Origin of the sequence: Adlercreutzia muris, assembly GCF_008831045.1 — a bacterium.
GTDB classification, from domain to species: Bacteria; Actinomycetota; Coriobacteriia; order Coriobacteriales; family Eggerthellaceae; genus Adlercreutzia; species Adlercreutzia muris.
In genome coordinates this window covers 1-25,315 of sequence record NZ_WAJS01000008.1, presented here as the reverse complement: position 1 = coordinate 25,315, position 25,315 = coordinate 1, and the positions used below count along the sequence as shown (strand labels likewise).

The following is a 25,315-nucleotide window of genomic DNA, read 5'->3' as shown; positions in this document are numbered from 1 at the left end:
ACGGCACCGCACCGCCTGTGACGGTGCGGCCCTGCGGGGCCCTGAGCGAAAGGGGAGCGCCATGGCGTATGTGACGGCGGCGGTGGGCGTGCTGGCCCTGGCCGCGATGGCGTACCTCGCGGTACTGCTGTTGAGGGACGGTGACGGGCGATGAGCGGGGAGGTGAGCGCGGCCCTGTTCACGGCGGCGGCCTACGGGGCCCTGCTGGTGGCCTGCGCGGTGCCGCTTTCCGGCTACCTCGTGAACGTGATGGAGGGGCGCCAGGCCCGGGCCCGCCGCATCATCGGCCCGGTGGAGCGCGGCGCCTTCCGCCTTCTGCGGGTGAACCCGGACGACTCCATGGGCTGGAGGCGCTATCTGGTGTGCGTCGTGGCCTTTACGGGGGTGTCCATCGCGGGGCTGTTCCTGCTGCTCGTGGCCCAGGGGGCCCTGCCCGCCAACCCCGAGGGCTTCGGGGGGCTGCCCGCCGATACGGCCCTGAACATGGCCGTGAGCTTCGCGACCAACACCGATTGGCAGGCCGTGGCGGGGGAATCGCACCTCAGCTACTTGTCCCAGGCCGCGGGCCTGGCTGTGCAGAACTTCCTGTCCCCGGCCGTGGGCATTGCCGTGGCCTTCGCCCTCATGCGGGGACTGTGGTCGGCCGGCGACGGGCGGCTCGGGAACTTCTTCGCCGATGTGATCCGCGTGATCCTCTGTGTGCTTTTGCCCCTCTCCCTCGTGCTTTCCATAGCCCTGGCTTCCCAGGGCGTGCCCCAGACCTTCCAGGGCTACGAGACCGTGCAGCTGCTGGAGCCCGTGGCCGTGGACGAGGCCGGCAATGTGGTGGCCGCCGACGATCCGGCGGCCGTGGAGGAGGTGACCGAGGCCGTGGTGCCCCTGGGCCCCCAGGCCTCCCAGGTGGCCATCAAGCAGCTGGGCACCAACGGCGGCGGCTTCAACGGGGCGAACTCCGCCTCGGCCCTGGAGAACCCCACGCCCCTGGCGAACTTGCTCGAGTGCCTGGCCATTCTGCTGCTGCCCTTCACCCTCATCCTCAGCTTCGGGCGCATGGTGGCCGACCGGCGCCAGGGGCGGGCGCTGCTGGCCTGCGTGCTCATCCTGCTGGCCATCGGCACCGCCGTGCTCGTGGGGGCGGAGTTTCGGGCCACGCCCCAGCTTTCCCAGGACGGGGCCGTCTACACCGGCTCGCTTTCCCAGGCCGCTGGCAACATGGAGGGGAAGGAGTGCCGCATCGGCACGGCCGGCTCCGCCATTTGGACCGCGTTCACCACGGCGGCGGCTAACGGGTCGACCAACGCCTCCCTGGAGGGGCTCACGCCCCTGGGCACGCTGGTGCCGCTGGTGTTCATGGGGCTTGGCGAGGTGGTGGGCGGCGGGGCCGGCACGGGCTTGGCGGCCCTGGTGGGATTTGCCGTGCTCACGGTGTTCATCGCGAGCCTCATGGTGGGCCGTACCCCCGAGTACCTGGGGAAGAAGATCGGCCCGACCGAGATGCGTGCCGCCGTGGTGATGGTGACGGCCCCGGCCCTTGTGATCCTGCTCGCGGCCGCCGGGCTCTGCCTGGCCCCCGCTGGGGCCGTGCCCGCGGGCGAGGGCGGTCCTGCCGGCTTCACCGAGGTGCTCTACGCTGCCGTCTCGGCCGGGGCCAACAACGGCTCGGCCCTCGCCGGGCTGGACGCCGATGCTCCGCTCGTGAACATCGTGCTGGCCGGGGCCATGGCGGCCGGCCGCCTCATCCCCGTGGCCTGCGCCCTCGCGCTGGCCGGCTCCCTGGCCCGGCGCGAGCCGGTGGCCGCCGGTCCCGGGTCGCTCTCCACGGCGAGCCCCCTGTTCGTGTTCCTCCTCCTGATGATCATCGTGCTCGTGGGCGCCCTCACGCTGCTGCCGGCCCTGGCCCTGGGGCCTGTGGCCGAGCAGCTCGGCGCCCTCGCGTAGGAAAGGCAGTGCGCTATGACGACGTTGGCAAAGAGCGGGAAGGATCTCCGCGCGGCGGTCGAAAGTGAGCCGGGCGCGGGAAATGACGCGGGCACCGGGGCCCTCCTCGGTCCGGCCGCCGGCGCCGGCTGCGGTGCGGCGCGCCGGGGCGCGCCGGCTGCGGGGGCGTCCCCGGTAGGTCGGGCCCTGCGCGGGGCCGTGAAGAAGCTCTCGGTGCGGGACCAGGCCAAGAACCCCGTGATGTTCATGGTGTACCTGTCGGCCCTCTTGACCACGGCGCTGTTCCTGCTGGCCCTGGGCGGCATCTCCGACGCGCCGGCAGGCTACATCGCGGCCGTTGCCGCTATCCTGTGGGCCACGGTGCTCTTCGGCAACTTCGCCGAGGCCCTGGCCGAGGGGCGGGGCAAGGCCCAGGCCGATGCCCTGCGCTCGGCCAAGCGAGATGTGCGGGCCCGGCGCATCGACGGGGCCGCCCTGGCCCTGGCCGAGGGGGCCGACGATCCGCTCGCCCTGCTGCGGGACGCCTCGTGCGCGGTGTGCTCCACCGAGCTTGCCCGAGGGGACGTGTACCTCGTGTGCGCCGGCGAGGCCGTGCCCGCCGACGGCGAGATCCTCATGGGCGCGGCCAGCGTGGACGAGAGCGCCATCACCGGCGAATCGGCCCCGGTGGTGCGCGAGAGCGGCGGCGACCGCTCGGCGCTCACCGGGGGCACCACGGTGCTCTCCGACTGGCTCGTGGCCCGGGTGACGGCCGAGCCCGGTGCGAGCTTCCTCGACCAGATGATCGCCATGGTGGAGTCGGCGGCCCGCAAGAAGACCCCCAACGAGCGGGCCTTAGAGCTGCTGCTCATCGCGCTCACCCTGGTGTTCTTGACCGTGTCGGTGGCCCTGTACGCTTTCGGGTCGTTCGCGGCCGCCCAGGCCGGCGAGGCGAATCCCGTGGGACTCACCTCGCTTGTGGCCCTGTTCGTGTGCCTGGCGCCCACCACCATCGGCGCGCTGCTGTCGGCCATCGGCATTGCCGGCATGAGCCGTCTGAACCGGGCCAACGTGCTGGCCACGAGCGGCCGGGCCGTGGAGGCGGCCGGCGATGTGGACGTGCTGCTGCTGGACAAGACCGGCACCATCACCCTGGGCAACCGCCAGGCCGCGGCCTTCCTGCCCGTGGACGGCGCCAGCGAGCGCGACCTGGCCGACGCCGCCCAGCTGGCGAGCCTGGCCGACGAGACCCCCGAGGGCCGCTCTGTGGTGGTGCTCGCCAAGGAGCGCTTCGGCATCCGCGAGCGCACCCTGGCCGGAGCGGGCTTCACCGTGGTGCCCTTCACGGCCCAAACGCGCATGAGTGGCGTGGACTTCGGCGGCCACGAAATTCGCAAGGGGGCCGCCGATGCCGTGCGGGCCTACGTGGAGGAGCGCGGGGGCCGCTACAGCGCCCAGACCGCGGCCATCGCCGACGGGGTGGCCCGGGCCGGCGGCACCCCGCTCGTGGTGGCCCGGGACGGGAAGGTGCTCGGGGTCATCCATTTGAAGGACGTCATCAAGTCGGGCATCCGCGAGAACTTCGCCGACCTGCGCGCCATGGGCATCAAGACCGTCATGGTCACCGGCGACAACCCGCTCACGGCCGCGGCCATCGCCGCCGAGGCGGGGCTGGACGACTTCATCGCCGAGGCCACCCCCGAGGCGAAGCTGGCGGCCATTCGCGGCTACCAGGCCGAGGGGCACCTCGTGGCCATGACCGGTGACGGCACCAACGACGCGCCGGCCCTGGCCCAGGCCGATGTGGCCGTGGCCATGAACTCCGGCACCCAGGCGGCCAAGGAGGCGGGCAACATGGTGGACCTGGATTCCTCGCCCACCAAGCTCATCGAGATCGTGCGCATCGGCAAGCAGCTGCTCATGACCCGCGGCAGCCTGACCACGTTCTCCATCGCCAATGACCTGGCGAAGTACTTCGCGGTGATCCCGGCGCTGCTGGTGCCGCTGTACCCGGGCCTGGAGGTGCTGAACATCATGCACCTGGCCAGCCCCGCCTCGGCCATGCTCGCGGCCATTCTGTACAACGCCCTCATCATCGTGGCGCTCATTCCGCTGGCTTTGCGCGGCGTGAAGTACCGCGAGGGCACGCCGGCCTCGCTTCTGGCCCGCAACCTCGCGGTGTACGGCCTTGGTGGCGTGGCGGTGCCCTTTGTGGCCATCAAAGCGCTGGATATGGCCCTCGTGGCCCTGGGTGTGGCCTAGGGAAAGGAGAGAATCATGCATGGAAATCAGTGGGCGCGCGCCATCCTGCGCTCGGCGGTCCTCGTGCTGGCGGCCACGGCGCTGCTCGGGGTTCTGTACCCCCTCGCCATCTGCGGCGTGGCCGCAGCGGCCTTTCCGGCCCAAGCCGCGGGATCGCTCATCCAGGTGGACGGCGTGACCTACGGGAGCGCCCTGGTGGGCCAGCCCTTCAGCGATCCCGGCCATCTGTGGGGGCGCCCTACCGTGGCCGATGCCTCCACGTTCACTGGGGAGGACGGCGAGCGGCTTCTGTGGTACGGCCCCGAGAACCTAAGTCCCGCCAGCGACGAGTTTGCCGAGCGCGTGGCCGCGCGGGTGGAGGTCGTGCGCGCGGCCCATCCCGACCAGGGCGACGCGCCGGTGCCGAGCGAGCTGGTGACCGTGTCGGGCTCCGGCTTCGACCCGCACATCTCGCCGGCCGCCGCCGAGTACCAGGTAGGGCGCGTGGCTGCGGCCTGCGGTCGCACTGAGGAGGAGGTGCGGGCCATCATCCGCCAGTGCACCGAACGGCCCCTGCTCGGCGCCATCGGGGAGGCCCGGGTGAACGTGCTGAAGGTGAACCTCATGCTGGACGGCATCATGTAATACGTCCGTCCTGGCGGGACGAGCGTATTACTCCGACGCTGAGGCTCCGGCAGGCACCTGCCGGAGCCTCACTGGCTTCTCGGGGCGCTTCCCCGTTTCCTTAGATTGATTAACTGTTAAGTGAACGAAACCATCGGGGCTGCGGCCAGTGATAGGATGATGGATACGGTAAGCAATGGAGAGGAAGGAGGTTGCGGTGGCGCTTGGGTTCGACAATGGGGAGGCGGCCGAGGCGCGTCGCGATCCGGAGGCCATCCTGCACCGCCTGCGCGAGGAGGAGGCCGCCGCTCCGACCGGTCGGGGGACGCTGAAGGTGTTCTTCGGCTACGCGGCCGGGGTGGGCAAGACCTACGCCATGCTGAGCGAGGCCCATCGGGCCCAGGAGGCCGGCGCCGACATCGTGGTGGGCTATGTGGAGCCCCACACCCGTGCCGACACCCTGGCCCTCGTGGAAGGGCTCGAGGTGCTGCCCTGCCGCGAGCTGTCCCACCGCGGCATCGCCCTGCGGGAGTTCGACCTGGATGGGGCCCTGGCGCGCCGTCCCCAGATCGTGCTCGTGGACGAGCTGGCCCACAGCAACGCGCCGGGATGCCGCCACCGCAAGCGCTACCAGGATGTGGAGGAGCTGCTCCGCGCCGGCATCGACGTGTACACCACGGTGAACGTACAGCACCTCGAGGGGCTCAACGACAAGATCGCCGCCATCACCGCCGTGGCCCCCTCCGAGCGCATCCCCGACCGCATCTTCGACGCTGCCGATTCGGTGGAGCTCGTGGATTTGGAGCCGGCCGACCTTATCGAGCGCCTGCGGGCGGGCAAGATCTACGCCCCGGAGCGGGTGGGCACGGCGCTGGCGCACTTCTTCTCCCGTACCAACCTCGCCGCCCTGCGCGAGGTGGCCCTGCGCCGGGCGGCCGATCGCCTCACCCGCAACGCTCCCACCTCGGCGGTGCCCCATGCGGCCGGGGGCGAGGACGTGCTCGTGCTGGTGAGCGGCGAGGACGCTGCCGCCCGGGTCATCCGCACGGCAGCTGCCCTGGCCGAGGCCGCCCACGGCACTCTGACGGCCCTCGTCGTGGAATCGCCCGAGGAGGCCGCCGCCCCCGATGAGGTGGAGGGGCGCAAGCGGGCCGTGGCCCTCGCCGAGGAGCTCGGCGCCCGCGTGGTCACCCTCGCGGGCGACGATCCCGTGCAGCCCTTGGCCCTCTACGCCGCCACGGCCGGTATCCGCCGCATCGTGGTGCCCGCCGGCACCGGCCGCTCGCGGCTCTTCGGACGGGGGGAGGTGGCCTGGCGGCTCATGCGGGCCGCTCCCGAGGCGGTGGTCACGGCGGTGCCGGCCGTGGACGCTCCCTCGGTGCTCAAGCGCCTCCACGCCTCCACGGGATTTAGGCCCACGGCCGCCGACGGGGTCCGGGCCTTGGGGGCCGTGGCCCTGGCCACGGCCGTGAGCGCGGTGGCCTGGGCCGTGAGCCCCGCCACCTCGGTGGTGCTCATGGTCTATCTGCTCGTGGCCCTGCTCGTAGCTACCCGGGCCGACGGCTTCCTCTATGCGGTGCTGGCAGCTCTGGGCAGCGTGGTGGCCTACAACTTCTTCTTCACGGCCCCGCGCTTCACCTTCCATGCCTACGGCCTGTCGGCCCCGGTGATCTTCGCCTTCCTGCTCATGGGCACTTTGGCGGCCTCGTCGCTGGCTATCCGCCTCAAGCGCCAGGCGGCTCAGGCGGCCCGCCGCTCCTACCGTACCGAAGTGCTCTTGGAGAGCAGCCGCAAGCTCCAGGCCGCCTCTACCCTGGACGGCTGCCTCGAGACGGCCGCCGCCCAGGTGGTGAAGATCCTCGACCGACCTGTGGTCATCTACCGCGCCGACGATCTGGCCCCCTCGGGCCTGGCCGCTCCCCGGGTCTTCGACGTGCCGGGCACCGGCGGGGGCGATGCCGAGGCTGCCGCGCTCACGGCCCCCGGCGAGCGGGCCGTGGCCGCCTGGGTGGCCGCCAACGGCGAGCCGGCCGGCGCCACGACCGATACGCTGCGGGAGACCCGCTGCCTGTATCTGCCCATCCGCTCGGCTGAGCGCGTGTTCGCCGTGGCCGGCTTGGTCATGGAGCGGGACAGCGGCGATTTCGGGTCCTTCGAGCGCAACCTGCTGGCCGCCCTTCTCGATGAATGCGGCCAGCAGGCCCAGGCCCTGGTTCTGGCCCGAGATCGGCGCAATCTTTCGGTGAAGGCCGAGAAGGAGGCTCTGCGGTCGAACCTGCTGCGGGCCATCTCCCACGATCTGCGCACGCCCCTCACGAGCATCTCCGGGGACGCCGATGTGCTCCTGACCGCGGGCGATGCCCTGGACGGCGCCCAGCGCCGCCGTCTGGCCTCCGACATCTACGAGGATGCGACCTGGCTTATCGACCTCGTGGAGAACTTGCTGTCGGTGACGCGCCTCGACGACGGTGCCGTGGAGGTGGCCCGGGCCCCCGAGCTGGTGGCTGACGTGCTTGATGACGCGCTGCGCCACGTCAGCCGCGCGGCGGCCGATCGCGCCATCGCTGTGGAAGTGGAGGACGAGCTGCTCATGGCCTCCATGGACGGACGGCTCATCGTGCAGGTGGTGGTGAACCTCGTGAACAACGCCGTGGCCTACACCCCGCCCGGCTCCACCATCCGCGTGACGGCGGCGCGCCAGCGCTCGGCCGCGGGCGAGCCTCTCGTCGCCGTGGCGGTGGCCGACGACGGTCCTGGCATTCCGGACGGGGAGAAGGCCCGCGTCTTCGAGCTGTTCTACCACGGCACGGCCGCTGGCGAGGGGTGGTCCGCTGCTCCGGGCGAGGGGGGCGACAGCCGCCGCGGCATGGGCCTGGGGCTGTCTTTGTGCCGCTCGATTCTGCGGGCCCATGGCAGCGACATAACCCTGGCCGACGCCGTGCCCCACGGCTGTGTGTTCTCCTTCACCCTGCCCGAGGCTGCGGTTCCGATGATGGAGGGAGGCGGGAGCTATGGCAGTTCACGATGAGGGCGTCATCCTCGTGGTGGAGGACGACGGGGCCGTGCGCAACCTCGTGGCCACGGCCCTCGATGTGCACGGCTACGCCCACCGCGAGGCCGCTACGGCCACGGCGGCCCTTATGGAGCTGACGAGCGCGACCGACATCAACCTCGTCATTCTGGATCTGGGGCTGCCCGACCGCGACGGCGTGGAGGTCATCGGCGCCCTGCGCGGCTGGTCGCGCACGCCGGTCATCGTGCTGTCGGCCCGCCAAGAGGACGCCGACAAGGTGGCCGCCCTGGACGCCGGGGCCGACGATTACCTCACGAAGCCCTTCTCTGTGGAGGAGCTCTTGGCCCGGGTGCGGGTGGCCCTGCGCCGCCAGGCCTACGACCAGCCGGCGCCCGAGGTGCCCCAGCGGTACCACAACGGCGGCCTGGAAATCGATTTCGACGCCGGCGTGGCCCTCCGCGATGGAGCCGAGCTGCACCTCACCCCCATCGAGTACAAGCTCCTGGCCCTTATGGCCCGCCATACGGGGAAGGTGCTCACCCACAACTACATTCTGAAGGAGGTGTGGGGCGCCGCCCTGGCCTCCGACCTGCCGAGCCTGCGGGTGTTCATGGCCACCTTGCGCAAGAAGATCGAGCCCGATCCCGCCAATCCCGTCTACCTCCAGACCCATGTGGGCATCGGCTATCGCATGATGCGGGTGGAATAGGTAACGCCCCCACGCCCGCTCCCTCGGTTCTAAAGGTAAACATTTGTTCGATTTCTCGTGACCATTTGGGCGGAGCCGTGGTAGGATAGGCCCATGGATACTTTATTTACAGCTATGGAGAACGATCGGCGGGCCACGGTGGCTCCCCTAGCCGTGCGCATGCGCCCTCGCACCCTCGATGAGGTGGTGGGCCAGGGCGAGGCCGTGGGCGAGGGCAGCTGGCTTCGGGCCGCCATCGAGAACGACAGCCTCAGCTCGGTTATCCTCTTCGGCCCCGCCGGCACGGGGAAGACCTCGCTCGCCCATGTCATCGCCGAGTCCACCCGCGCCACGTTCGTGGAGGTCTCGGCCATCGGGGGCACCGTCTCCGACCTGCGCCGCGAGATAGACGCGGCGGAGAAGCGACTGCTCATGGGCGGCCTGCGCACTATCCTGTTCGTGGACGAGATCCACCGCTTCAACCGCAGCCAGCAGGATGCGCTGCTCCACGCCGTGGAGGACCGGCTGCTCGTGCTCGTGGGGGCCACGACCGAGAACCCCTTCTTCGAGGTGAACTCGGCCCTCATCTCCCGCTCTCGGGTAGTGGAGCTGCACTCCCTGTCCGACGACGAGGTCGCCGAGCTCGTGGGTCGGGCCGTGGCCGACGAGCGGGGGCTGGCGGGCCTCTATGTTCTGGAGGATGCCGCCCGCGACGCCATCGTCACCCTGGCCGGGGGCGATGGGCGCGGGGCTCTCACCACCTTGGAGCTGGCGGCCGACATGGTGGCCCCAGGCACCCTTGAGGCCCCGGTCGCCGTTACCGAGGCCATGGTGCGGGCCGCCACACCCCATCGGGCGCTGCCCTACGACAAGAACAAGGACATGCACTACGACATCATCTCGGCGTTCATCAAGTCCATGCGCGGCAGCGATCCCGATGCCGCGGTGTACTGGCTCGCCCGCATGATCGACGGGGGAGAGGACCCGAAGTTCATCGCCCGCCGCATGTTCATCGCCGCCTCGGAGGATATCGGCAACGCCGACCCCCAGGCCCTGCTCGTGGCCGAGGCCGCCTTCCGCGCCGCCGAGGTCATCGGGTATCCCGAATGCCGCATCAACCTGGCCCAGGCCGCCATCTACCTGGCCCTGGCCCCCAAATCCAATGCCGCCGAGGCCGCCATCGACGCGGCGCTCTCGGAGGTGCGCCATGGTCCTGCCCGCAAAGTGCCCGACTACCTGCGCGACCGGCACCGTCCCGGTTCGGAGCATTACGGGAAGTACCAATATCCGCACAGCTATCCTGGCGGTTGGGTTGATCAGCGGTATCTGCCCGATGGCTTGGAGCGCGGCTGCTTCTACCAGCCGAGCGAACGGGGCTGGGAGGCCTGGCGCATCGACGCCGCCGCTCGGGATCGCGGCCAGTAGGCCCTGCAGCGGGCGCGATTGACGCGGTGTCTCCATCCGTTTACGGAATGGCTACTGTGTGGGAGCCTTCTGTGGAATGGGCCGGGAGCCTTATTAGAATGAGCGCGGTAATAGTATAGTTTGGTCTTCGGAATTATAAGGAGGCTCATCATGGAATTCGCCGCTCTTGTGGATATCGCGCTGCCCGTCGTCTACGTGCTCGTAGGCGCCGTGCTCGTCTGGTTCGTCGTGGAGCTCGCCCTCACCATTCGCTCGACCCGGGCCACCATCGACGACGCCCACGAGGAACTGGTGCCCACCTTGCAGCATGTGGAGAAGGTCACGGCCCAGGTGGAGCCCCTCGTCGGCAGCGTCAACACCCTCATCGTCGAGCAGGTCACGCCCCTCATGGAGAAGGCGAACGCCCTGGCTGAGGAGGCCCGTCCGGCCGTGGGCCGGGTCGATCCCCTCGTGGAGCGCCTGTCTCTCACGGTGGATGCGGCGAATTTGGAGCTCATGCGGGTCGATCAGATCCTGGAGGACGTGACTCAGATCACCGATTCCGTCTCCAAGGCCGCCGGCGCTGTCGATACGGTGACGAGCGCCCCCATCGATCTCGTGAACACCCTCACGGGCAAGCTGCGCAGCAAGTTCAAGCCCCGCTACGCCTCCGATGAGTCGGTGCGCCTCGGCGGCGGTCCGGCGGTCCCTGAGGCCGGGCGTTCCGCCACCGTCGCCGACGCTGTGAGCGCCGTGGGCGATGCAGCCAGTGCCGTGGTATCCGAGCAGAAGGCCCGCCATGCGGCTCGCAAGGCCGAGGCCGCCTCCCGCGCCTCCCGCTCCGAGGCCTTCGAGAGCCAGTTGACCGATACCGCCGCCGCGCTCGCCAACGCCGCGGTGGACGCCGCCGGCGCCGACACCGAGCCTGCGGGCGACCATGCTCGCGCGGTGTCCCCCAACGCCGCTGCGGCCGACGCCCCGGCGGCGCCGGTTGGCCGCGATCCCTATTCTGTCCAGTAGCCTGCGCTCTTCAAGGAGCTGTCTATGAGCACCGAGGTACCCGCCGACAACAATCCCCGTGCCGCGGCCGATCGCAGCCTGACGGCGCGTCAGGCCAAGGCCCGCATCCGCTTCCTCGACCTGTGGTCGGTCATCGCCGCCATCGGGCTGCTCGGAGGTATCGTATGGCTCATGGGCATCCTGTCGGTGCCCGTGGCCATCCTCATCTGGACGCTCATCATCGTGTTCTGCCTGCGGGGCATCGTGAACGGCCTCGAGCGCGTCCACGTGAACCGCGCCATCGGCACCACGGTGGCCTACGTGGTCATGGCGCTCGTGATCGCGGTAGTGGGCTTCTTGCTGTTCTCTCCTATGTTCGGCCTGAACGCCCAGTTCAACGACTTGCTCACCAGCATGCCCCACTACGTGGACGCGGTCATCGCCTGGGGCAACGACATCTATGTCCGCTATGCGCCGGTCTTCGAGGACGACACGGTGAAGAGCCTCATCGCCGAGGCCCAGAAGGCGGCGGCATCCTGGGCCGCCGGCATTGCCCAGGGCAGCGCCAATGGCGTGGTGGCCTTCGGCACCACGCTCGCCAACGGGCTCATGGCCTTCGGCTTCGGCCTCGTCATCGCCTTCTGGGTGCTCATGGAGCTGCCGGCCATCGGCCGGGAGACCCGGCGCCTCATCGGTCCCAAGCACGCGGGGGACGCCGAGTTCTTCCACGCCACCTTCACCCGCGTCATGGGCGGCTACATCAAGGGGACGCTGTTCCAATGCGCCATCATCGGCGTGGGCTGCGGCGTGCTGTTCGGCTTCATCGGCGTGCCCAACGCCGCCGTGCTCGGCCTCATCACCGGCGTCATGAACATCATCCCCATCATCGGTCCCTGGATCGGCGGCGCGCTCGCGGCCATCGTGGCCATCTTCTCCGGCCCCATGACCGCTGCCATCGCGCTGATCGGCACCATTGTCATCCAGCAGCTCGTCTACACCTTCATCTCTCCGAAGATCATGGCGAACTCCGTGGACATCCACCCGGCCCTCACCCTGTTCGCCCTCATGGTGGGCTCCGCTCTGGGCGGGGCCATGAGCGGCCTGCTCGGCTCGCTCGTAGGCATGCTCGCCTCCATCCCGCTCGTGGCGGTGGCCAAGTCGGTGTTCGTGTACTACTTCGAGAAGCGCACCGGCCGTCATCTCGTGGCCGAGGACGGCGTGTTCTTCAAGGGCACGCCGGCCAATGCCGAGGAGGTGAACCCCATCGCCGACGCCACGGCCCCCGGCACCACGGGCACGTTGCGGCCCATTCGCCTGGAGAACATGCCCGGAATATCGGGGCGTCTTCCGAAGCTGCATATGCAGCGCCACGGCCGCATCACCCCGCGCCACTCCCACGATGAGGACGACGGCCGCAGGTAACTTGTACTATAATGCTCGGTTGGATATTTTCGACATGCCGTAAAGGACGGACAGGATACCTATGCAGTACATGACCACCGCGGAAATCCGCGAGAAGTACCTCGCCTACTTCCAGGAGAAGGGCTGCAAGCTCGTGCCCTCTTCCTCCCTCATTCCCGATGACCCGTCGCTTCTGCTGACGAGTGCGGGCATGGTACAGTTCAAGCCCTACTTCCTGCAGCAGAAGCAGCTGGAGGCGCCCTATATCGGCACCACCAGCGTGCAGAAGTGCGTGCGCACCAACGATATCGACATCATCGGCACCACGGGGCGCCACCTGAGCTTCTTCGAGATGCTCGGCAACTTCTCCTTCGGCGAGTACTTCAAAGAGGAGATGTGCGCCTGGGCCTACGACTTCTCCGTGAACGTGCTAGGACTGCCTCCCGAGCGTCTGTACTTCACCGTGTTCGAGGACGACGACGAGACCATCGAGATCTGGAAGAACCTGGGTGTGCCCGATGACCATATCTCCCGCCTCGGCGAGGACGACAACTTCTGGCGCGCCGGTCCCACGGGCCCCTGCGGCCCCTGCTCGGAGATCTACTTCGACCAGGGTCCTGACTTCGGCTGCGGCAGCCCCGACTGCGCGCCGGGCTGCGACTGCGACCGCTTCCTGGAGTTCTGGAACTGCGTGTTCACCCAGTACGACGGCCAGGAGGACGGCACGCTTGCCCCCCTGCCCAAGAAGAACATCGACACGGGCATGGGCCTGGAGCGCATGGCCGCCATCATGCAGGGGGTGCAGTCCAACTACGAGACCGACGTGCTGCGCAGCCTCGTGGCCGTGGGCGAGCGTTTGTCCGGCCGCACCTACGGGGAGGATGCCGAGGTGGATCTGGCCCTGCGCATCATCGCCGACCATTCTCGCTCGGTCACCTTCATGATCGCCGACGGCATCCTGCCGGGCAACGAGGGCCGCGGCTACGTGCTGCGCCGCCTGCTGCGCCGCGCCATCATGAAGGCCCAGCTCATCGGCATCGAGGGCCACTTCCTCAACGAGTACGTGGACGAGATCGTGCGCCTCATGGGAGATGTATACCCCGAGATCGTAGAGAACCGCGAGCTGGAGCGCGGCCTCATCATGGCCGAGGAGGATCGCTTCGGCGCCACCCTGCGCCAGGGCCAGGCCTACCTGGAAGAGGCCCTGGGCAAGCTTGCGGGCGACACGCTTTCCGGCGAGGAGGCCTTCACCCTGCACGACACCTACGGCTTCCCCGTGGAAGTGACTCAGGAGATTGCCGAGGGCCGCGGCGTGAAGGTGGACATGGAGGGCTTCGAGCGCTCCATGGCCGCCCAGCGCGAGCGCGCTCGCGCAGCCGGTGCCAAGGACGCCGAGGCCGCCTGGTCCACCTACGGCGGCGTGTACGCCGACCTGCTGCGCGAGCTGGGTCCCACGGCCTTCATCGGCTACGACGCCACGGCCGCCGAGACGCGTGTGGTCGCCCTCGTGCGCGACGGCGAGCGGGTGGACGGGTTGGCCGCTGGCGAGACCGGCGAGGCGCTTCTGGCCGCCACCCCCTTCTATGCCGAGATGGGCGGCGAGGTGGGCGACACCGGCCTCATGGAGAACGGTGCCGGCCGCGTAGCCGTGCTGGACACCCGCGCTCCCGAGGCGGGGCTGTTCGTGCACGCGGTGCGCGTGGACGAGGGCGCCCTGGCCGTGGGCGATACGGTGGTGGCCCGCGTGGATGCCAATCGCCGCGCCGCCATCGAGCGCAACCACACCGCCACGCACATCCTGCACGCCGCCCTGCGCCGCGTGCTGGGCGATCACGTGAAGCAGGCCGGCTCCTATGTGGGCCCCGACCGCCTGCGCTTCGACTTCACCCACTTCGAGGCCTGCACGACCGAGCAGCTGGCCGAGGTGGAGCGCGAGGCCAACGACCACATCATGGCCGCCGTGCCTACCACGATTTACGAGACCTCCCTGGAAGAGGCCCGCGCCGCCGGCATCACGGGGCTGTTCGGCGAGAAGTACGGCGAGGTCGTGCGCGTCGTGGAGGCCGGCGAGGCGTCCCGCGAGCTGTGCGGCGGCTGCCATGTAGGCAATACTGCCGAGATCGGCTTCTTGAAGATCACGAGCGAGTCCTCCGTGGGCGCCAATGTGCGCCGCATCGAGGCCGTGACGAGCTTCGGGGCGCTCGCCTACGTGAACAAGGTGGAGGCCGAGCTGAAGGAGACCGCGGCCATCTTGCGCGTGCCCCCCTTCGACGTGTCCGAGCGCGTGGCCGCTGACCAGAAGGTCCTGAAGGACTTCCGCACCAAGGCCAAGCGCGCTAAGGAGATGGTGGGCGGCGATGTGTTCAACGAGCTGCTCGCCCAGGTGCAGATGGCCCCGGCCGGCTACCCCGTCATCATCGCGCGGACCGAGGTGCGCGACGGCGGTCAGCTGCGTAATCTGTGGGATGTGCTCAAGAGCCGCATGGGGGCGCCCGGAGCGATCGTGGTGGCGGGCGTGAAGGACGGCAAGCCCCTGCTGTTGGCGGCCGGCACCGACGAGGCCGTGGCCGCGGGCTTCGACGCCGGCGCGCTCATCAAGGCCATGGGCCCGGCAGTCCAGGGTGGTGGCGGCGGCAAGCCCGCCATGGCCCAGGCCGGCGGCAAGAACGCCGAGGGCATCGATGAGGCTCTGGAGATCGCCCGCAACATGGTGCTGTAGGGCTCTTCGCGCCACGCAAAGTTATCACCCCGAGGGGCGGCTGCGGTCGCCCCTCTTTGTTGGCTGGCCCTCTTGTGGCTCACGCTGTACTACCGCGTTCGTTATAATGAAACGATCTGTGCTCGCATCGAAAGGGACGCTTCTATGAACAAGCAACAGCTCGCCGCGAAAATCTGGGAATCTGCCAACCGCATGCGCGGCAAGGTGGATGCAAGCGAGTACAAGGACTTCATCCTCGGCTTCATCTTCTACAAGTACCTGTCCGAGAAAGAGGAGCAGTTCTTTCTCGCCGAGGGCATGACGGCGGCCGACATGGAGCAGTTGACCGAAGAGGACGAGGAAACCGTCGGCTATGCTCAGCGCCGTCTCGGCTACTTCATCGACTACAAGAACCTTTTCTCCACGTGGGTTGCCGCGGGCAACGACTTCGCCATATCGCAGGTCTACGAGGCGCTTTCGGCATTCAGCCGCCTGGTGAGCCCCACCTATCAGAAGGTGTTCAAGGATGTGTTCGTTACTTTACAGACGGGCTTGAGCAAGCTGGGCGATGCCACGTCCCAGACGCGCTCGGTGCGTGATCTTATCCATCTTGTGCAGACCATTCCCATGCACACCCGCCAAGACTACGATGTGCTCGGCTACATCTACGAGGACCTCATCTCCAAATTCGCTTCAAGCGCGGGCAAGAAGGCCGGCGAGTTCTACACGCCCCACGAGGTGTCCGAGCTCATGTCAGAAATCGTGGCCGATCATCTGCGCAACCAAGACGAGATTCGCATTTACGATCCCACCAGCGGATCGGGTTCGCTTCTCATCACCATCGGCGAGGCCGTGAAACGCCGTATGGGCAACGAGGACGGTATCATCTACTATGCGCAGGAGCTGAATCAGTCCACGTTCAACCTGACCCGCATGAACTTGGTCATGCGCGGCATCAAGCCCTCGAACCTCTTTGTGCGCAACGGCGACACGCTGGAAGAGGACTGGCCCTATTTCGATGATTCGGATCCCAGCGGCACCTACGACCCGCTCTATGTGGATGCCGTCGTCTCAAATCCTCCGTACTCGCAGCGCTGGGAGCCGGAGGGGAAGGATGCTGACATCCGCTTCGCCTACGGTATCGCGCCGCGCTCCAAGGCCGACTACGCCTTCCTGCTACACGACTTATACCATCTGAAGCCCTCGGGCATTATGTGCATCGTATTGCCCCACGGGGTGCTCTTCCGTGGCGGCGAGGAAGGCAACATCCGCCGCAACCTCATCGAGAACGACAAGATTGCGGCCATCATCGGCTTGCCGGCGAATATCTTCTTCGGCACGGGTATCCCCACCATCATTATGGTGTTGCGGCAGAAGCGCACGGAAAGCGACGTGCTCATCGTGGACGCCTCGAAGGGCTTCGAGAAAGCGGGGAAGAGCAACCGCCTGCGCGCCTCCGACATTCGCCGTATTGTAGATGTGGTCGACGCTCGCCAGACCGTGGAGGGTTTCTCGCGCCTCGTCGGGAAGGAAGAGATTCGCGCCAACGACTACAACTTGAATATTCCCCGCTATGTGGACTCGTCGGAGCCTACGGAGACGTGGGATCTGTACTCGACGATGTTCGGGGGAATTCCGCGTGCCGAGATAGATGCGCTCGATACGTGGTGGCAGGCGCTTCCCGGGCTGCACGATGCCCTGTTTGCTTCCGGGAACGATCATGCGGCCTCTCTGCGGGTTGACAATCTGTCGGAAGCGGTGGCGTGCAACGAAGCCGTGCGCTCTTATATCAAGCGGTATCAGGATGCATTCTCGGGTCTGCGCCGCAAACTCGTGAGCGATTTGATTGGCCGATGGGATGCGGTGGACTCGTTAGGCGAGGAGGAGTCTGTCGCGAGTGATATTTTCCAGCGCGTGAGCGACTTCTCCCTGGTGGATAAATACGAGGCCTATCAGGTACTCGATAATGCATGGGAGGGCATCTCCGCCGATTTGGAAATGCTGCAGACCGAGGGGTTCGATGCGACCCGCCGCGTTGATCCGCTTATGGTGCTGAAGAAGAAGGGCGGGAAGGACGTCGAGGTGCAGGACGGCTGGAAGGGGCATGTGCTGCCCTTCGGCTTGGTGCAGGAGGCGCTGCTTTCCGACGAGCTGTCAGCCCTTCGGACGGTGCAGGACGAACTGATCCGCGTGTCAGGGGAGTGCGACAGCCTGAAGGAGGAGCTTCCCCCGGAGGATGACGGCGATGGGGAAGAGGCTTCGTGCGATTTGACTGACGAGGAGATCGAGGAGAGGCAGCAGCTGCTTGCCGAGGCGACCAAACGCCAAAAGTCGCTGAAGAAGGCAGTGAAGGAGCGGACGGAAGCGTTGGAAGACGCCACGCGTACATTGGTGGAGTCTCTTACCGATGAGCAGGTGTACGAGTTGCTTGAGCGCAAATGGGTCGATCCTCTTATGGGTGGGCTGATGACGCTGCCGCAGCAGTCCATTGATCGCCTGGTGAAGAAGATCGAAGCTTTGCAGGAGAAATATCAAGACACCTATGCGGATATTGCCGGGCAGATCAGCGATGCCGAACGCGAATTGAACGAGATGCTCGGCCAGTTGGTTGGAGACGAGTTCGACATGCTGGGCATCGCCGAGCTGCGTAAGCTTTTGGGCGGTGAGTAGCATGGCCGACCAGCGTAAGTGCGAAAACGACTCCGTTCCCGCCCTCCGCTTCGAGGGATTCTCCGATCCTTGGGAACAGCGTAAGCTGGGGGAGTTGTACGAAAAGGCCGGACGAAAGAACAGCGGCGAATACGGAGGTGAGAGTATTATCTCTGTTGCAAATATGCGATTTAGTCCTGCAGATCGGGAATTAGCGGAAGGCTATCTCGAAACCTACAATGTGATGGATCTTGGAGACATCGCCTTTGAAGGAAATCGCAGCAAGCATTTCGCCCACGGCAGATTTGTTGAAAATGATATTGGACCAGGCATTGTGTCTCATGTGTTCGATGTTTTCCGCCCGAAAACCCAGTACGATCTTGCTTATTGGAAATACGCCATCAACAATGAGCGAGTAATGGGCGCAATATTAGTTCGCTCCACAAAAGCGTCTACTATGATGCATAATTTAGTTGCAGCGGATTTTCTCAAGGAATCGATGCCGGCTCCGACAGTACCCGAACAATCCCGCATCGGCCTTTTCTTCCAAAAGCTCGACTCGCTCATCACCCTTCATCAGCGTAAGGTAGATAAGCTCAAAACAGTAAAACAATCACTGCTTGAAAAGATGTTCCCTCGAGAGGGGGAGAACGTTCCCGAGATTCGTTTCGAGGGTTTCACTGATCCTTGGGAACAGCGTGCGTTTGACGAATTTATTCACGCATCAGGTTTGCGCAATGCGGACAATCTCGACTTTGAAAGCTATTCGGTTTCAAATACCTCTGGCTTCGTGCCGCAGAGTGAGCAGTTCGAAAACGGCGGCACAATGGCAGAAGCGGACAAAACTGCCTACTGGATCGTCGAGCCTGGCTCGTTCGCCTACAATCCTGCGAGAATCAATGTTGGCTCCATCGGTTATCTTTCTACCAGGGAGAATGTCATTATTAGCTCACTCTACGAAGTGTTTCGCTCCGATGAGACATGCGACGATAGGTTTTTGTGGCACTGGTTCAAAACGGCTCTTTTTGCCAAGCAGATCGAAGCATTGCAGGAAGGCGGCGTGCGCCTCTATTTCTTCTTCGACAAGCTCTTGAAGAGCCGAATTGCAATGCCCTCGACTGGAGAGCAGCACGCCATCGGAAGCTTTTTCGATTTACTCGACTCGCTCATCACCCTTCATCAGCGTGAGTTGGAAATTCTGAAAAACCTCAAGCAGGCTTGCCTCGAGAAGATGTTCGTTTAATACTGTTGTCCTCGGTTAGGAGTTTGCCATGGATCGTGAGCGCGTTATAAAGGAGGCCATCCATTCTGGTGAGATGGAGGGAGCCTATGTGTCGGCCGAATTCCGCGAGGATGCCGATGAGTATGTCGCTGGCGATATCTCCATCGAGGAGCTTATGACGCGCACGAAGCGCCGCTGGTCGACGCGCAAGAAAGCGCCTGCTCATGGAGCATAAATTCGTTGACCCTTACGTCGATCCTGCAACGGGTGTCTTGCGCAATCTCGTCGGCGCTACAAGCTACGATGAGCTCCGCAATGCCGAAGGTGAGTTCATCGCTTTGCGCACCGGCGAGTTTTTAGAGCAATTGTCTCTGAAGCCCACGGGGTCAATGAAGGATTTCCGGAAGATTCACCAGCATCTCTTCCAGGATATCTATGACTGGGCGGGACGCCCACGCACGGTAGAAATCCGGAAGAGCGGCGAGGGGTCCGAGTTTTTTCTTCCGTCGCCTAATATTCCCATGGGTTTCCAGTGGGCGCAGGAAGAGCTGCGCAAAGACCAGATGCTTGAAGGTCTTTCGCAGGCCCAGTTCGCCCAGCGTTTGGCCTACCATTTCGACAACTACAACTTCATTCACCCGTTTCGCGAGGGAAACGGGAGGACGCAGCGTTTGTTCTGGACGATTCTTTGCCACAATGCAGGCTACGACCTGGACTGGTGCCAGGTGACCGGCGAGGAGAATGACGAGGCCAGCAGGGCCGCTGCGGAGGATTTGGAGCTCGGAGGTCTTGTGGATATGTTTCGGCGTATTGCATCGCCCTGCGATCCCGCAACGCCACTGAATCAAGATCTGCTTAAGATCAAGGGGAGATAGCTCTATGAGAGCTGTGGAAGGAGCAGCTGATGGTGTTCGATAGCGAAGCGGCTTTTGAGGAAGCGGTCATCGACGGTTTGAAGTCCTATGGATGGGACGACGCTGGCGGTGTGTTGCACTATCCCACCGAGCAGGACCTTATTGATAACTGGGCGTCTATCCTGTACGAGAACAACAAGCATCGCGACTGCTTGAACAACGTACCTCTGACGCCGACCGAAATGCAGCAGATAATCGAACAGGTGGTGGCCAAGCGCACCCCCGTGGCCATCAACGAGCTCATCAACGGCAAGGAGATCGTCATTAAGCGCGATAACCCCGACGATAAGTTGCACGAGGGCCGCGATGTGGCTTTGAAGATATTCCATCGCGATGAGATCGCCGGCGGATCGAGCCGCTACCAGATAGCCCAGCAACCGGTGTTTCCCTCAAAGTCGAAGCTGGGCCACGACCGCAGGGGCGATCTCATGCTGCTCATCAACGGAATGCCCCTTTTCCACCTCGAGCTGAAGAAGAGCGGTGTGCCCGTGAGCGAGGCAGCGGGGCAGATTCGCAAATATGCCCATGAAGGGGTGTTCACGAGGCTGTTCTCGCTCGTGCAGATATTCGTGGCCATGACGCCGGAGGAGACGAAGTACTTCGCCAATCCGGGTCCTGACGGCACGTTCAACGAGAAATTCCAGTTCCATTGGGCGAACTTCAACAACGAACCGGTGAACCACTGGCTCGATGTGGTGAAGCTGCTGCTGAGCATACCCATGGCACACCAGCTCATCGGCTACTACACCGTGGCCGACGACTCCGACGGCGTTCTGAAGGTCATGCGCAGCTACCAGTACTTCGCGGCCAGTCGCATCTCCGATCGCGTGACGAAGATCGATCGGGACAAGCTGTGGGGCGCCAAGGGGCTCAAAGGCGGTTATGTGTGGCATACCACCGGCAGTGGCAAGACCATGACCAGCTTCAAGTGCGCGCAGCTGATTGCCAATTCCAAAGACGCCGACAAGGTGGTGTTCCTGGTAGACCGCATCGAGCTGGGAACGCAGTCGCTGGAGCAGTACCGGTCGTTCGCCAGCGCCACCGAGGCGGTGCAGCAGACCGAGAGCACCGATGTGCTGAAAGCGAAGCTGAAGAGCTCCGATCCTTCTGACACACTCATCGTGACGTCTATTCAGAAGATGGGCAACATCGATGAGGACGCCATGAGCGCGGCAGACCTGGAGGCGATTCGGAAGAAGCGTATGGTGTTCATTGTGGACGAGTGCCATCGCTCGACATTCGGCAAGAACATGGAGACCATCCGGCGAGTGTTTCCCTCGGCGGTGCTGTTCGGTTTCACGGGCACGCCGATACACGAGGAGAATCGCAAAAAGCTGAGCACGACCACCGATGTGTTCGGCGACGAGCTGCACCGCTACAGCATCGCCGACGGCATTCGGGACGGGAACGTGCTCGGGTTCGACACGTACCCGGTAGCCACCTATCCGGAGTTCGATTTGCGACAAGCGGTGGCGCTGGACGAGGCCAAGGCCCGCAGTATTGAAGAGGTGATGGGCGATCCGCGGCGCGAGCGGGTATACTACCAGGTCATGGACATGCCCATGGCCCCTTACGAGAATGATCGGGGTGAGCGGTGCCACGGCATCGAGAGCATGGTGGCGGAATCGCAGTACGGCACGGCCGGCCAGGCGGAGGTGACGGAGCACCAGCGCCAGGTGGTGGCCGACATTTTGAAGCACTGGCCGACGCTCAGCCGCATGGGGAAGTTCCATGCGGTGTTCGCCACCCATTCCATTCCCGAGGCCATCGACTACTACCACCTGTTCAAGGAGCAGGACAAATTGCCCCTGAGCGTGACGGTTCTGGTTGATCCCTCGATCGATAACGAGCAGGAGCGCATCGATAAGGCACTCATCAAGCAGGATGCGCTTGAGGAGATAATCGGCGATTACAACGAGCGCTACGGCAAGGAATTCACGCTAGGCACGTGGCCGGCTTTCAAGACCGATGTGTCCAACCGGCTGGCTCACAAACGGCCCTATCTGGGCATCGAGAAGAAGCCCGAGGAGCGGCTCGATATTCTCATTGTGGTGGACCAGATGCTGACCGGCTTCGACTCGAAGTGGATCAATGCCCTGTATCTGGATAAGATCCTGCGCTATGAGATGATTATCCAAGCGTTCAGCCGCACGAATCGCCTGTTCAACGAGAACGAGAAGCCGTTCGGCGTTATTCGCTACTATCGTCGGCCCCATACGATGCGCAAATATATCGAGGAGGCTATCAGCTTGTATTCGGGCGACAAGCCCTTCGGCCTGTTCGTACCGAAACTGCGGGAGAATCTGTTAGCGCTGAACAGCGTCTTCGATGAGATTTCCTCGGTATTCCACGATGGGGGAGTGGAAGGTTTTCTGCATCTGCCTGAGAATGGCGCCGCCAAGGCCAAGTTCGCCAAGCTCTTCCGCGAATTCGACTTGCTGGTAGAAGCGGCAAAGGTGCAGGGGTTTACGTGGGACGAGTCGGATTACGACTTCCCGGTGGGGGAGGACGTGGTCGAGGAACTGGCGGCGGCAATTTCCGATGTGATGGAAAATGTCGGGGCGGAGCTGGTTGAGAATCGCGAGATTATATCGGTGCGTTTCGATGAGACCGATTACCTCACGCTGGCCCAGCGCTACAAGGAGCTGCCGGCCGGTGAGGGGCGGGAGCGCGGAGGAGCCGATATCCCCTATGACATCAGCGGTTACTTGATGGATATCGACACCACGAAGATCGACCAGGACTACATGAACGCGAACTTCTCCAAGTGGCTCAAGCAGCTTGATTTGGAGGGTGCGGATGCGGCGGCCACCGAGGCGGCCCTGGCGGCGTTGCACAAAACCTTCGCCACGCTGAGTCAGGAAGAGCAGAAGTATGCCAACCTGTTCATTCACGACGTGCAGAGTGGCGATGTGTTCGTGGACTCTACCAAGACGTTCCGCGACTACATCACCGAGTATCAGCGCCATGCCCAAGACGAGCGCATCGCGCGTGCCGGAGACTTCCTGGGCGTGAATGTGGCGCAGCTCGCGGAGCTTCTTGCCGCAGGGCCTGATGAGGAGGGCTTGAACGAATTCGGCCGCTTCGACAAGCTCATGGATACCGTGGATTTAGCGCGAGCGCGCGAGTATCTGTCTGCACTCGAGGGCGCTTCTATTCCCGCGTTCAAGGTGAAGATGCGCGCCGATAGCCTGCTCCGTCGCTTCATCTTGGAAGGAGGCTTCGACTTGTAGGATTTTCACTGCCTGCCTCCTCACGCTGATGAAGGGTGATGAGCGAGTCGAGCCTGGCGAAGAGCGCGCCGATCTTGTGTTGCTCGGAAAGCGAGGGGACGGGAATTGACTCGGATAGAAAATCATTGGCTACAAGATCGTGCATCATAGTTGACGCTTTCGTAGACCTGACCAGTGCGCTCCGCATCAATCTCTCGTTGTTTATGGCGTATTTCCAATACCACAAGTCGTATGATGTGTTTGGCCTGAACACGATAAAGATATGGGAAACAATACCGTCGCCGATGACATTCTCTACGAATCTGCCATGCGAGAACTCTTTGTTCGAATGGCCCTCGAAGGCAATATCTCCGACGCGCATCACATTGTACGTCCGAAGATATTCCCGATCCGAGACCACAGCCTCCGGGTTGAACCTCATTGCCGCAACGGAGATGATTTTGTCGGTCTCGAAGCTCAAATCATTTTTCTCGTAGACAGGCTTATACAACTCCCCCAGCTTACGCTGTTCCCAAGCTGTCGTGAATCCCCCCCCCGGCATCTTCATGCTCGAGTTTTGTATCAATCCAACAGGCGCTTGCTAATGATTGGGAACAGCGTAGGTTGGGGGAGCTTTTGACATACGAGCAGCCGCAGCCTTACATTGTTGAAAGCACTGAATACAGCGGTAACCCCGGAACCCCCGTGCTTACAGCTGGACAGCGCTTCATTTTGGGATATACCGATGAGGAATATGGAATAAAGATTGCCAGCGAAGATAGCCCCGTTGTTATTTTCGATGACTTCACCACCTCATCTCATTTTGTTGAATTCCCATTTAAAGTGAAGAGTTCAGCGATGAAACTTTTGAGTCCAAGGGACAAGGAGGATGACTTTCGGTTTATCTTCCATACGTTGGGGAAGATAAACTACACGCCGCAAGGTCACGAACGACATTGGATATCAAAGTTTTCAAAATTTAGCGTTCCTGTTCCGGGCAAAATAGAACAAGAAAAAATAGGCTCCCTCTTCCGTAACCTCGACTCGCTCATCACCCTTCATCAGCGTGAGCGTTTCGCCGATCTAGATGAGACTTGAAATGGAGCGCATTACAAGGTCGACATCCTGGTTCTCAAGTTCTTGGATGATGTGCAGGTAGGTTTTTTGCGTCGTGTTCATGCTGGCATGCCCCAGTCTCTTGGCAACACTCGCGATGGATACGCCGGCGAACAGCAGGAGCGACGCGTGCGTATGGCGCAGACCGTGCACGGATATCACGGGTATTTCCGCATGCCTGCAGTGGCGCTCTAGCACGTCATTGGCAGTCGAGTTGTAGACCTTCCCGTTCACGAAGATGGGCTCATCGGGGGGAAGCGACTTGGTGAGTTCCGAAAACTGAATGACGAGCTGCCAATCGAGTTGCACCTTGCGAACTGACGAACGGTTTTTCGTGGGCACGAAGCCGCCTCCGCTCTTATAGTCCCAGGTTTTGCTCACCGACACCACCTGCCTTCCGAATTCGAAGTCGGCGGGGGTAAGCGCGATGGCCTCCGAGAACCGCAGCCCTGTTTTGGCGATGAGCAGGATAAGCCAATCCCATGAGATGTCCGCCCCGAGGTTGAGATCGTTGAGCAAGCGGTGGAGTTCGAACTGGTTCAGGTATTTCTGCTTCTTGGCGCGCGGGGTCTTGCCCTTGATGATGGCCTTTCGTGTCGGATCTCTGTCGACAAGGCCCTCGTCCACGGCGTCGAGGACGGCGCCTTTAAGTTGGTGGTGGAAATCCATCGTGGTTTGCCGCTCGTGGCTTTGGGCGTAGTCGTTGAGAAGCTGCTGGTAGGTGATTCGGTTGAGCTCTGCCAGGGTGAGCAGAGGGATGAGCTTTTGCAGCCATGCGCAGGTGAGGTGGTATTTGCTGAGTGTCACATCGCGCACGGCGCCCTCCTTGTACATGGCAACCCATTGTCGATAGTAATCGCAGAAGGTGTGCTGGGGTGTCATCGCGTTGATCATGGCCTTCTCCTATCTTCGTTTCGGGGTTCGTTTGGATTGCTCACGCTGACGAAGGTTTTACGAGCATAGGCGAAGGGGGCATGGACGCGCAATGGCTTCGGGCTTGCTGATTGCGTGGGATGCGGGCCTGCCGCAGCGGGTGCGTGGTATGATGGCGGCGAAATTACGGAAGGCGCCTGCGACGGCGCCGCGCACGGTGTGAGTTAACTTTGTCCGGATTCCGGGTCGCTCCCCTGTGCCACAGGAAGAGGGCCCCTCCTGTATCCTCTCGGGTTGTCTAGGCCGGAGACGGAGAGGAAGGACCCTCCATGCGCGATCATACC

General features: G+C 64.0%; 17 protein-coding genes. 15 read left to right on the top strand and 2 right to left on the bottom strand.

What is annotated here, in order from left to right; all coding sequences use genetic code 11:
* Positions 1-150: 150 nt before the first annotated feature.
* The 14 genes from kdpA to F8D48_RS03540 all read left to right on the top strand — a co-directional run bounded on the left by kdpA (position 151) and on the right by F8D48_RS03540 (position 23,003).
* Positions 151-1,938: a potassium-transporting ATPase subunit KdpA gene (gene kdpA, locus F8D48_RS03605; protein WP_151429995.1), complete on the top strand. Its 1,788-nt coding sequence runs from the start codon at positions 151-153 to the stop codon at positions 1,936-1,938.
* Between the two features lie 15 nt (positions 1,939-1,953).
* Positions 1,954-4,179 carry a potassium-transporting ATPase subunit KdpB gene (kdpB, locus tag F8D48_RS03600; RefSeq protein WP_151429994.1) on the top strand — a complete coding sequence of 742 codons (2,226 nt, stop codon included), beginning with the start codon at positions 1,954-1,956 and terminating at the stop codon, positions 4,177-4,179.
* A 15-nt stretch (positions 4,180-4,194) separates the two neighbouring features.
* Positions 4,195-4,803: a potassium-transporting ATPase subunit C gene (locus F8D48_RS03595; RefSeq protein WP_151429993.1), complete on the top strand. Its 609-nt coding sequence runs from the start codon at positions 4,195-4,197 to the stop codon at positions 4,801-4,803.
* A gap of 175 nt (positions 4,804-4,978) precedes the next feature.
* On the top strand, positions 4,979-7,810 hold the full coding sequence (locus F8D48_RS03590) for a sensor histidine kinase (protein ID WP_151429992.1): 2,832 nt from the start codon (positions 4,979-4,981) through the stop codon (positions 7,808-7,810).
* A complete protein-coding gene (locus F8D48_RS03585; protein ID WP_151429991.1) occupies positions 7,794-8,504 on the top strand; it encodes a response regulator in 711 nt (236 codons plus the stop codon). Before F8D48_RS03590 ends, F8D48_RS03585 begins: the two co-directional genes overlap by 17 nt.
* 93 nt (positions 8,505-8,597) lie before the next feature.
* Positions 8,598-9,908, top strand: coding sequence for a replication-associated recombination protein A (locus tag F8D48_RS03580; protein WP_151429990.1), 1,311 nt, complete (start codon positions 8,598-8,600; stop codon positions 9,906-9,908).
* A gap of 150 nt (positions 9,909-10,058) precedes the next feature.
* A complete protein-coding gene (locus F8D48_RS03575; RefSeq protein ID WP_151429989.1) occupies positions 10,059-10,907 on the top strand; it encodes a DUF948 domain-containing protein in 849 nt (282 codons plus the stop codon).
* 24 nt (positions 10,908-10,931) lie between these two features.
* On the top strand, positions 10,932-12,308 hold the full coding sequence (locus F8D48_RS03570) for an AI-2E family transporter (protein WP_151429988.1): 1,377 nt from the start codon (positions 10,932-10,934) through the stop codon (positions 12,306-12,308).
* 61 nt (positions 12,309-12,369) lie between these two features.
* Positions 12,370-15,006, top strand: a complete 2,637-nt coding sequence (gene alaS, locus F8D48_RS03565; protein WP_151429987.1) for an alanine--tRNA ligase — start codon at positions 12,370-12,372, stop codon at positions 15,004-15,006.
* A gap of 144 nt (positions 15,007-15,150) precedes the next feature.
* Positions 15,151-17,655 (top strand): type I restriction-modification system subunit M, encoded by a 2,505-nt coding sequence (locus F8D48_RS03560; protein ID WP_151429986.1) that lies wholly within the window; start codon positions 15,151-15,153, stop codon positions 17,653-17,655.
* A gap of 1 nt (position 17,656) precedes the next feature.
* On the top strand, positions 17,657-18,877 hold the full coding sequence (locus tag F8D48_RS03555) for a restriction endonuclease subunit S (RefSeq protein WP_151429985.1): 1,221 nt from the start codon (positions 17,657-17,659) through the stop codon (positions 18,875-18,877).
* 28 nt (positions 18,878-18,905) lie between these two features.
* The gene (locus F8D48_RS03550; RefSeq protein WP_135971683.1) at positions 18,906-19,091 is read left to right on the top strand and encodes an antitoxin VbhA family protein; all 186 of its coding nucleotides are present in this window, start codon (positions 18,906-18,908) and stop codon (positions 19,089-19,091) included.
* Complete coding sequence (locus tag F8D48_RS03545; RefSeq protein WP_151429984.1) at positions 19,081-19,731, top strand: Fic/DOC family protein; 651 nt, start codon at positions 19,081-19,083, stop codon at positions 19,729-19,731. The genes F8D48_RS03550 and F8D48_RS03545 overlap by 11 nt, the downstream gene beginning before the upstream one ends.
* A 29-nt stretch (positions 19,732-19,760) precedes the next feature.
* Positions 19,761-23,003, top strand: coding sequence for a type I restriction endonuclease subunit R, EcoR124 family (locus F8D48_RS03540; protein ID WP_151429983.1), 3,243 nt, complete (start codon positions 19,761-19,763; stop codon positions 23,001-23,003).
* On the opposite strand, the gene F8D48_RS03535 is transcribed toward F8D48_RS03540, so the two are convergent.
* A complete protein-coding gene (locus tag F8D48_RS03535; protein WP_151430030.1) occupies positions 22,975-23,544 on the bottom strand; it encodes a restriction endonuclease subunit S in 570 nt (189 codons plus the stop codon). The genes F8D48_RS03540 and F8D48_RS03535 overlap by 29 nt on opposite strands.
* On the opposite strand from F8D48_RS03535, the gene F8D48_RS03530 reads away from it, so the two are divergent.
* Positions 23,529-24,080 carry a restriction endonuclease subunit S gene (locus F8D48_RS03530; protein WP_151429982.1) on the top strand — a complete coding sequence of 184 codons (552 nt, stop codon included), beginning with the start codon at positions 23,529-23,531 and terminating at the stop codon, positions 24,078-24,080. The two genes, F8D48_RS03535 and F8D48_RS03530, sit on opposite strands and share 16 nt — an antisense overlap.
* On the opposite strand, the gene F8D48_RS03525 is transcribed toward F8D48_RS03530, so the two are convergent.
* A complete protein-coding gene (locus tag F8D48_RS03525) occupies positions 24,066-24,992 on the bottom strand; it encodes a site-specific integrase (RefSeq protein WP_136433586.1) in 927 nt (308 codons plus the stop codon). The genes F8D48_RS03530 and F8D48_RS03525 overlap by 15 nt on opposite strands.
* Between the last annotated feature and the right edge of the window lie 323 nt (positions 24,993-25,315).

Bases quoted from the DNA above. Each gene is read 5' to 3' on its own strand.
- F8D48_RS03575 (WP_151429989.1), top strand. From the start codon at position 10,059: ATGGAATTCGCCGCTCTTGTGGATATCGCGCTGCCCGTCGTCTACGTG.
- F8D48_RS03570 (WP_151429988.1), top strand. From the start codon at position 10,932: ATGAGCACCGAGGTACCCGCCGACAACAATCCCCGTGCCGCGGCCGAT.
- F8D48_RS03590 (WP_151429992.1), top strand. From the start codon at position 4,979: ATGGAGAGGAAGGAGGTTGCGGTGGCGCTTGGGTTCGACAATGGGGAG.
- F8D48_RS03585 (WP_151429991.1), top strand. From the start codon at position 7,794: ATGGCAGTTCACGATGAGGGCGTCATCCTCGTGGTGGAGGACGACGGG.
- F8D48_RS03545 (WP_151429984.1), top strand. From the start codon at position 19,081: ATGGAGCATAAATTCGTTGACCCTTACGTCGATCCTGCAACGGGTGTC.
- F8D48_RS03580 (WP_151429990.1), top strand. From the start codon at position 8,598: ATGGATACTTTATTTACAGCTATGGAGAACGATCGGCGGGCCACGGTG.
- F8D48_RS03525 (WP_136433586.1), bottom strand. From the start codon at position 24,992: ATGATCAACGCGATGACACCCCAGCACACCTTCTGCGATTACTATCGA.
- kdpB (WP_151429994.1), top strand. From the start codon at position 1,954: ATGACGACGTTGGCAAAGAGCGGGAAGGATCTCCGCGCGGCGGTCGAA.
- F8D48_RS03535 (WP_151430030.1), bottom strand. From the start codon at position 23,544: ATGCCGGGGGGGGGATTCACGACAGCTTGGGAACAGCGTAAGCTGGGG.
- F8D48_RS03560 (WP_151429986.1), top strand. From the start codon at position 15,151: ATGAACAAGCAACAGCTCGCCGCGAAAATCTGGGAATCTGCCAACCGC.
- F8D48_RS03540 (WP_151429983.1), top strand. From the start codon at position 19,761: ATGGTGTTCGATAGCGAAGCGGCTTTTGAGGAAGCGGTCATCGACGGT.
- kdpA (WP_151429995.1), top strand. From the start codon at position 151: ATGAGCGGGGAGGTGAGCGCGGCCCTGTTCACGGCGGCGGCCTACGGG.
- F8D48_RS03555 (WP_151429985.1), top strand. From the start codon at position 17,657: ATGGCCGACCAGCGTAAGTGCGAAAACGACTCCGTTCCCGCCCTCCGC.
- F8D48_RS03595 (WP_151429993.1), top strand. From the start codon at position 4,195: ATGCATGGAAATCAGTGGGCGCGCGCCATCCTGCGCTCGGCGGTCCTC.
- F8D48_RS03550 (WP_135971683.1), top strand. From the start codon at position 18,906: ATGGATCGTGAGCGCGTTATAAAGGAGGCCATCCATTCTGGTGAGATG.
- alaS (WP_151429987.1), top strand. From the start codon at position 12,370: ATGCAGTACATGACCACCGCGGAAATCCGCGAGAAGTACCTCGCCTAC.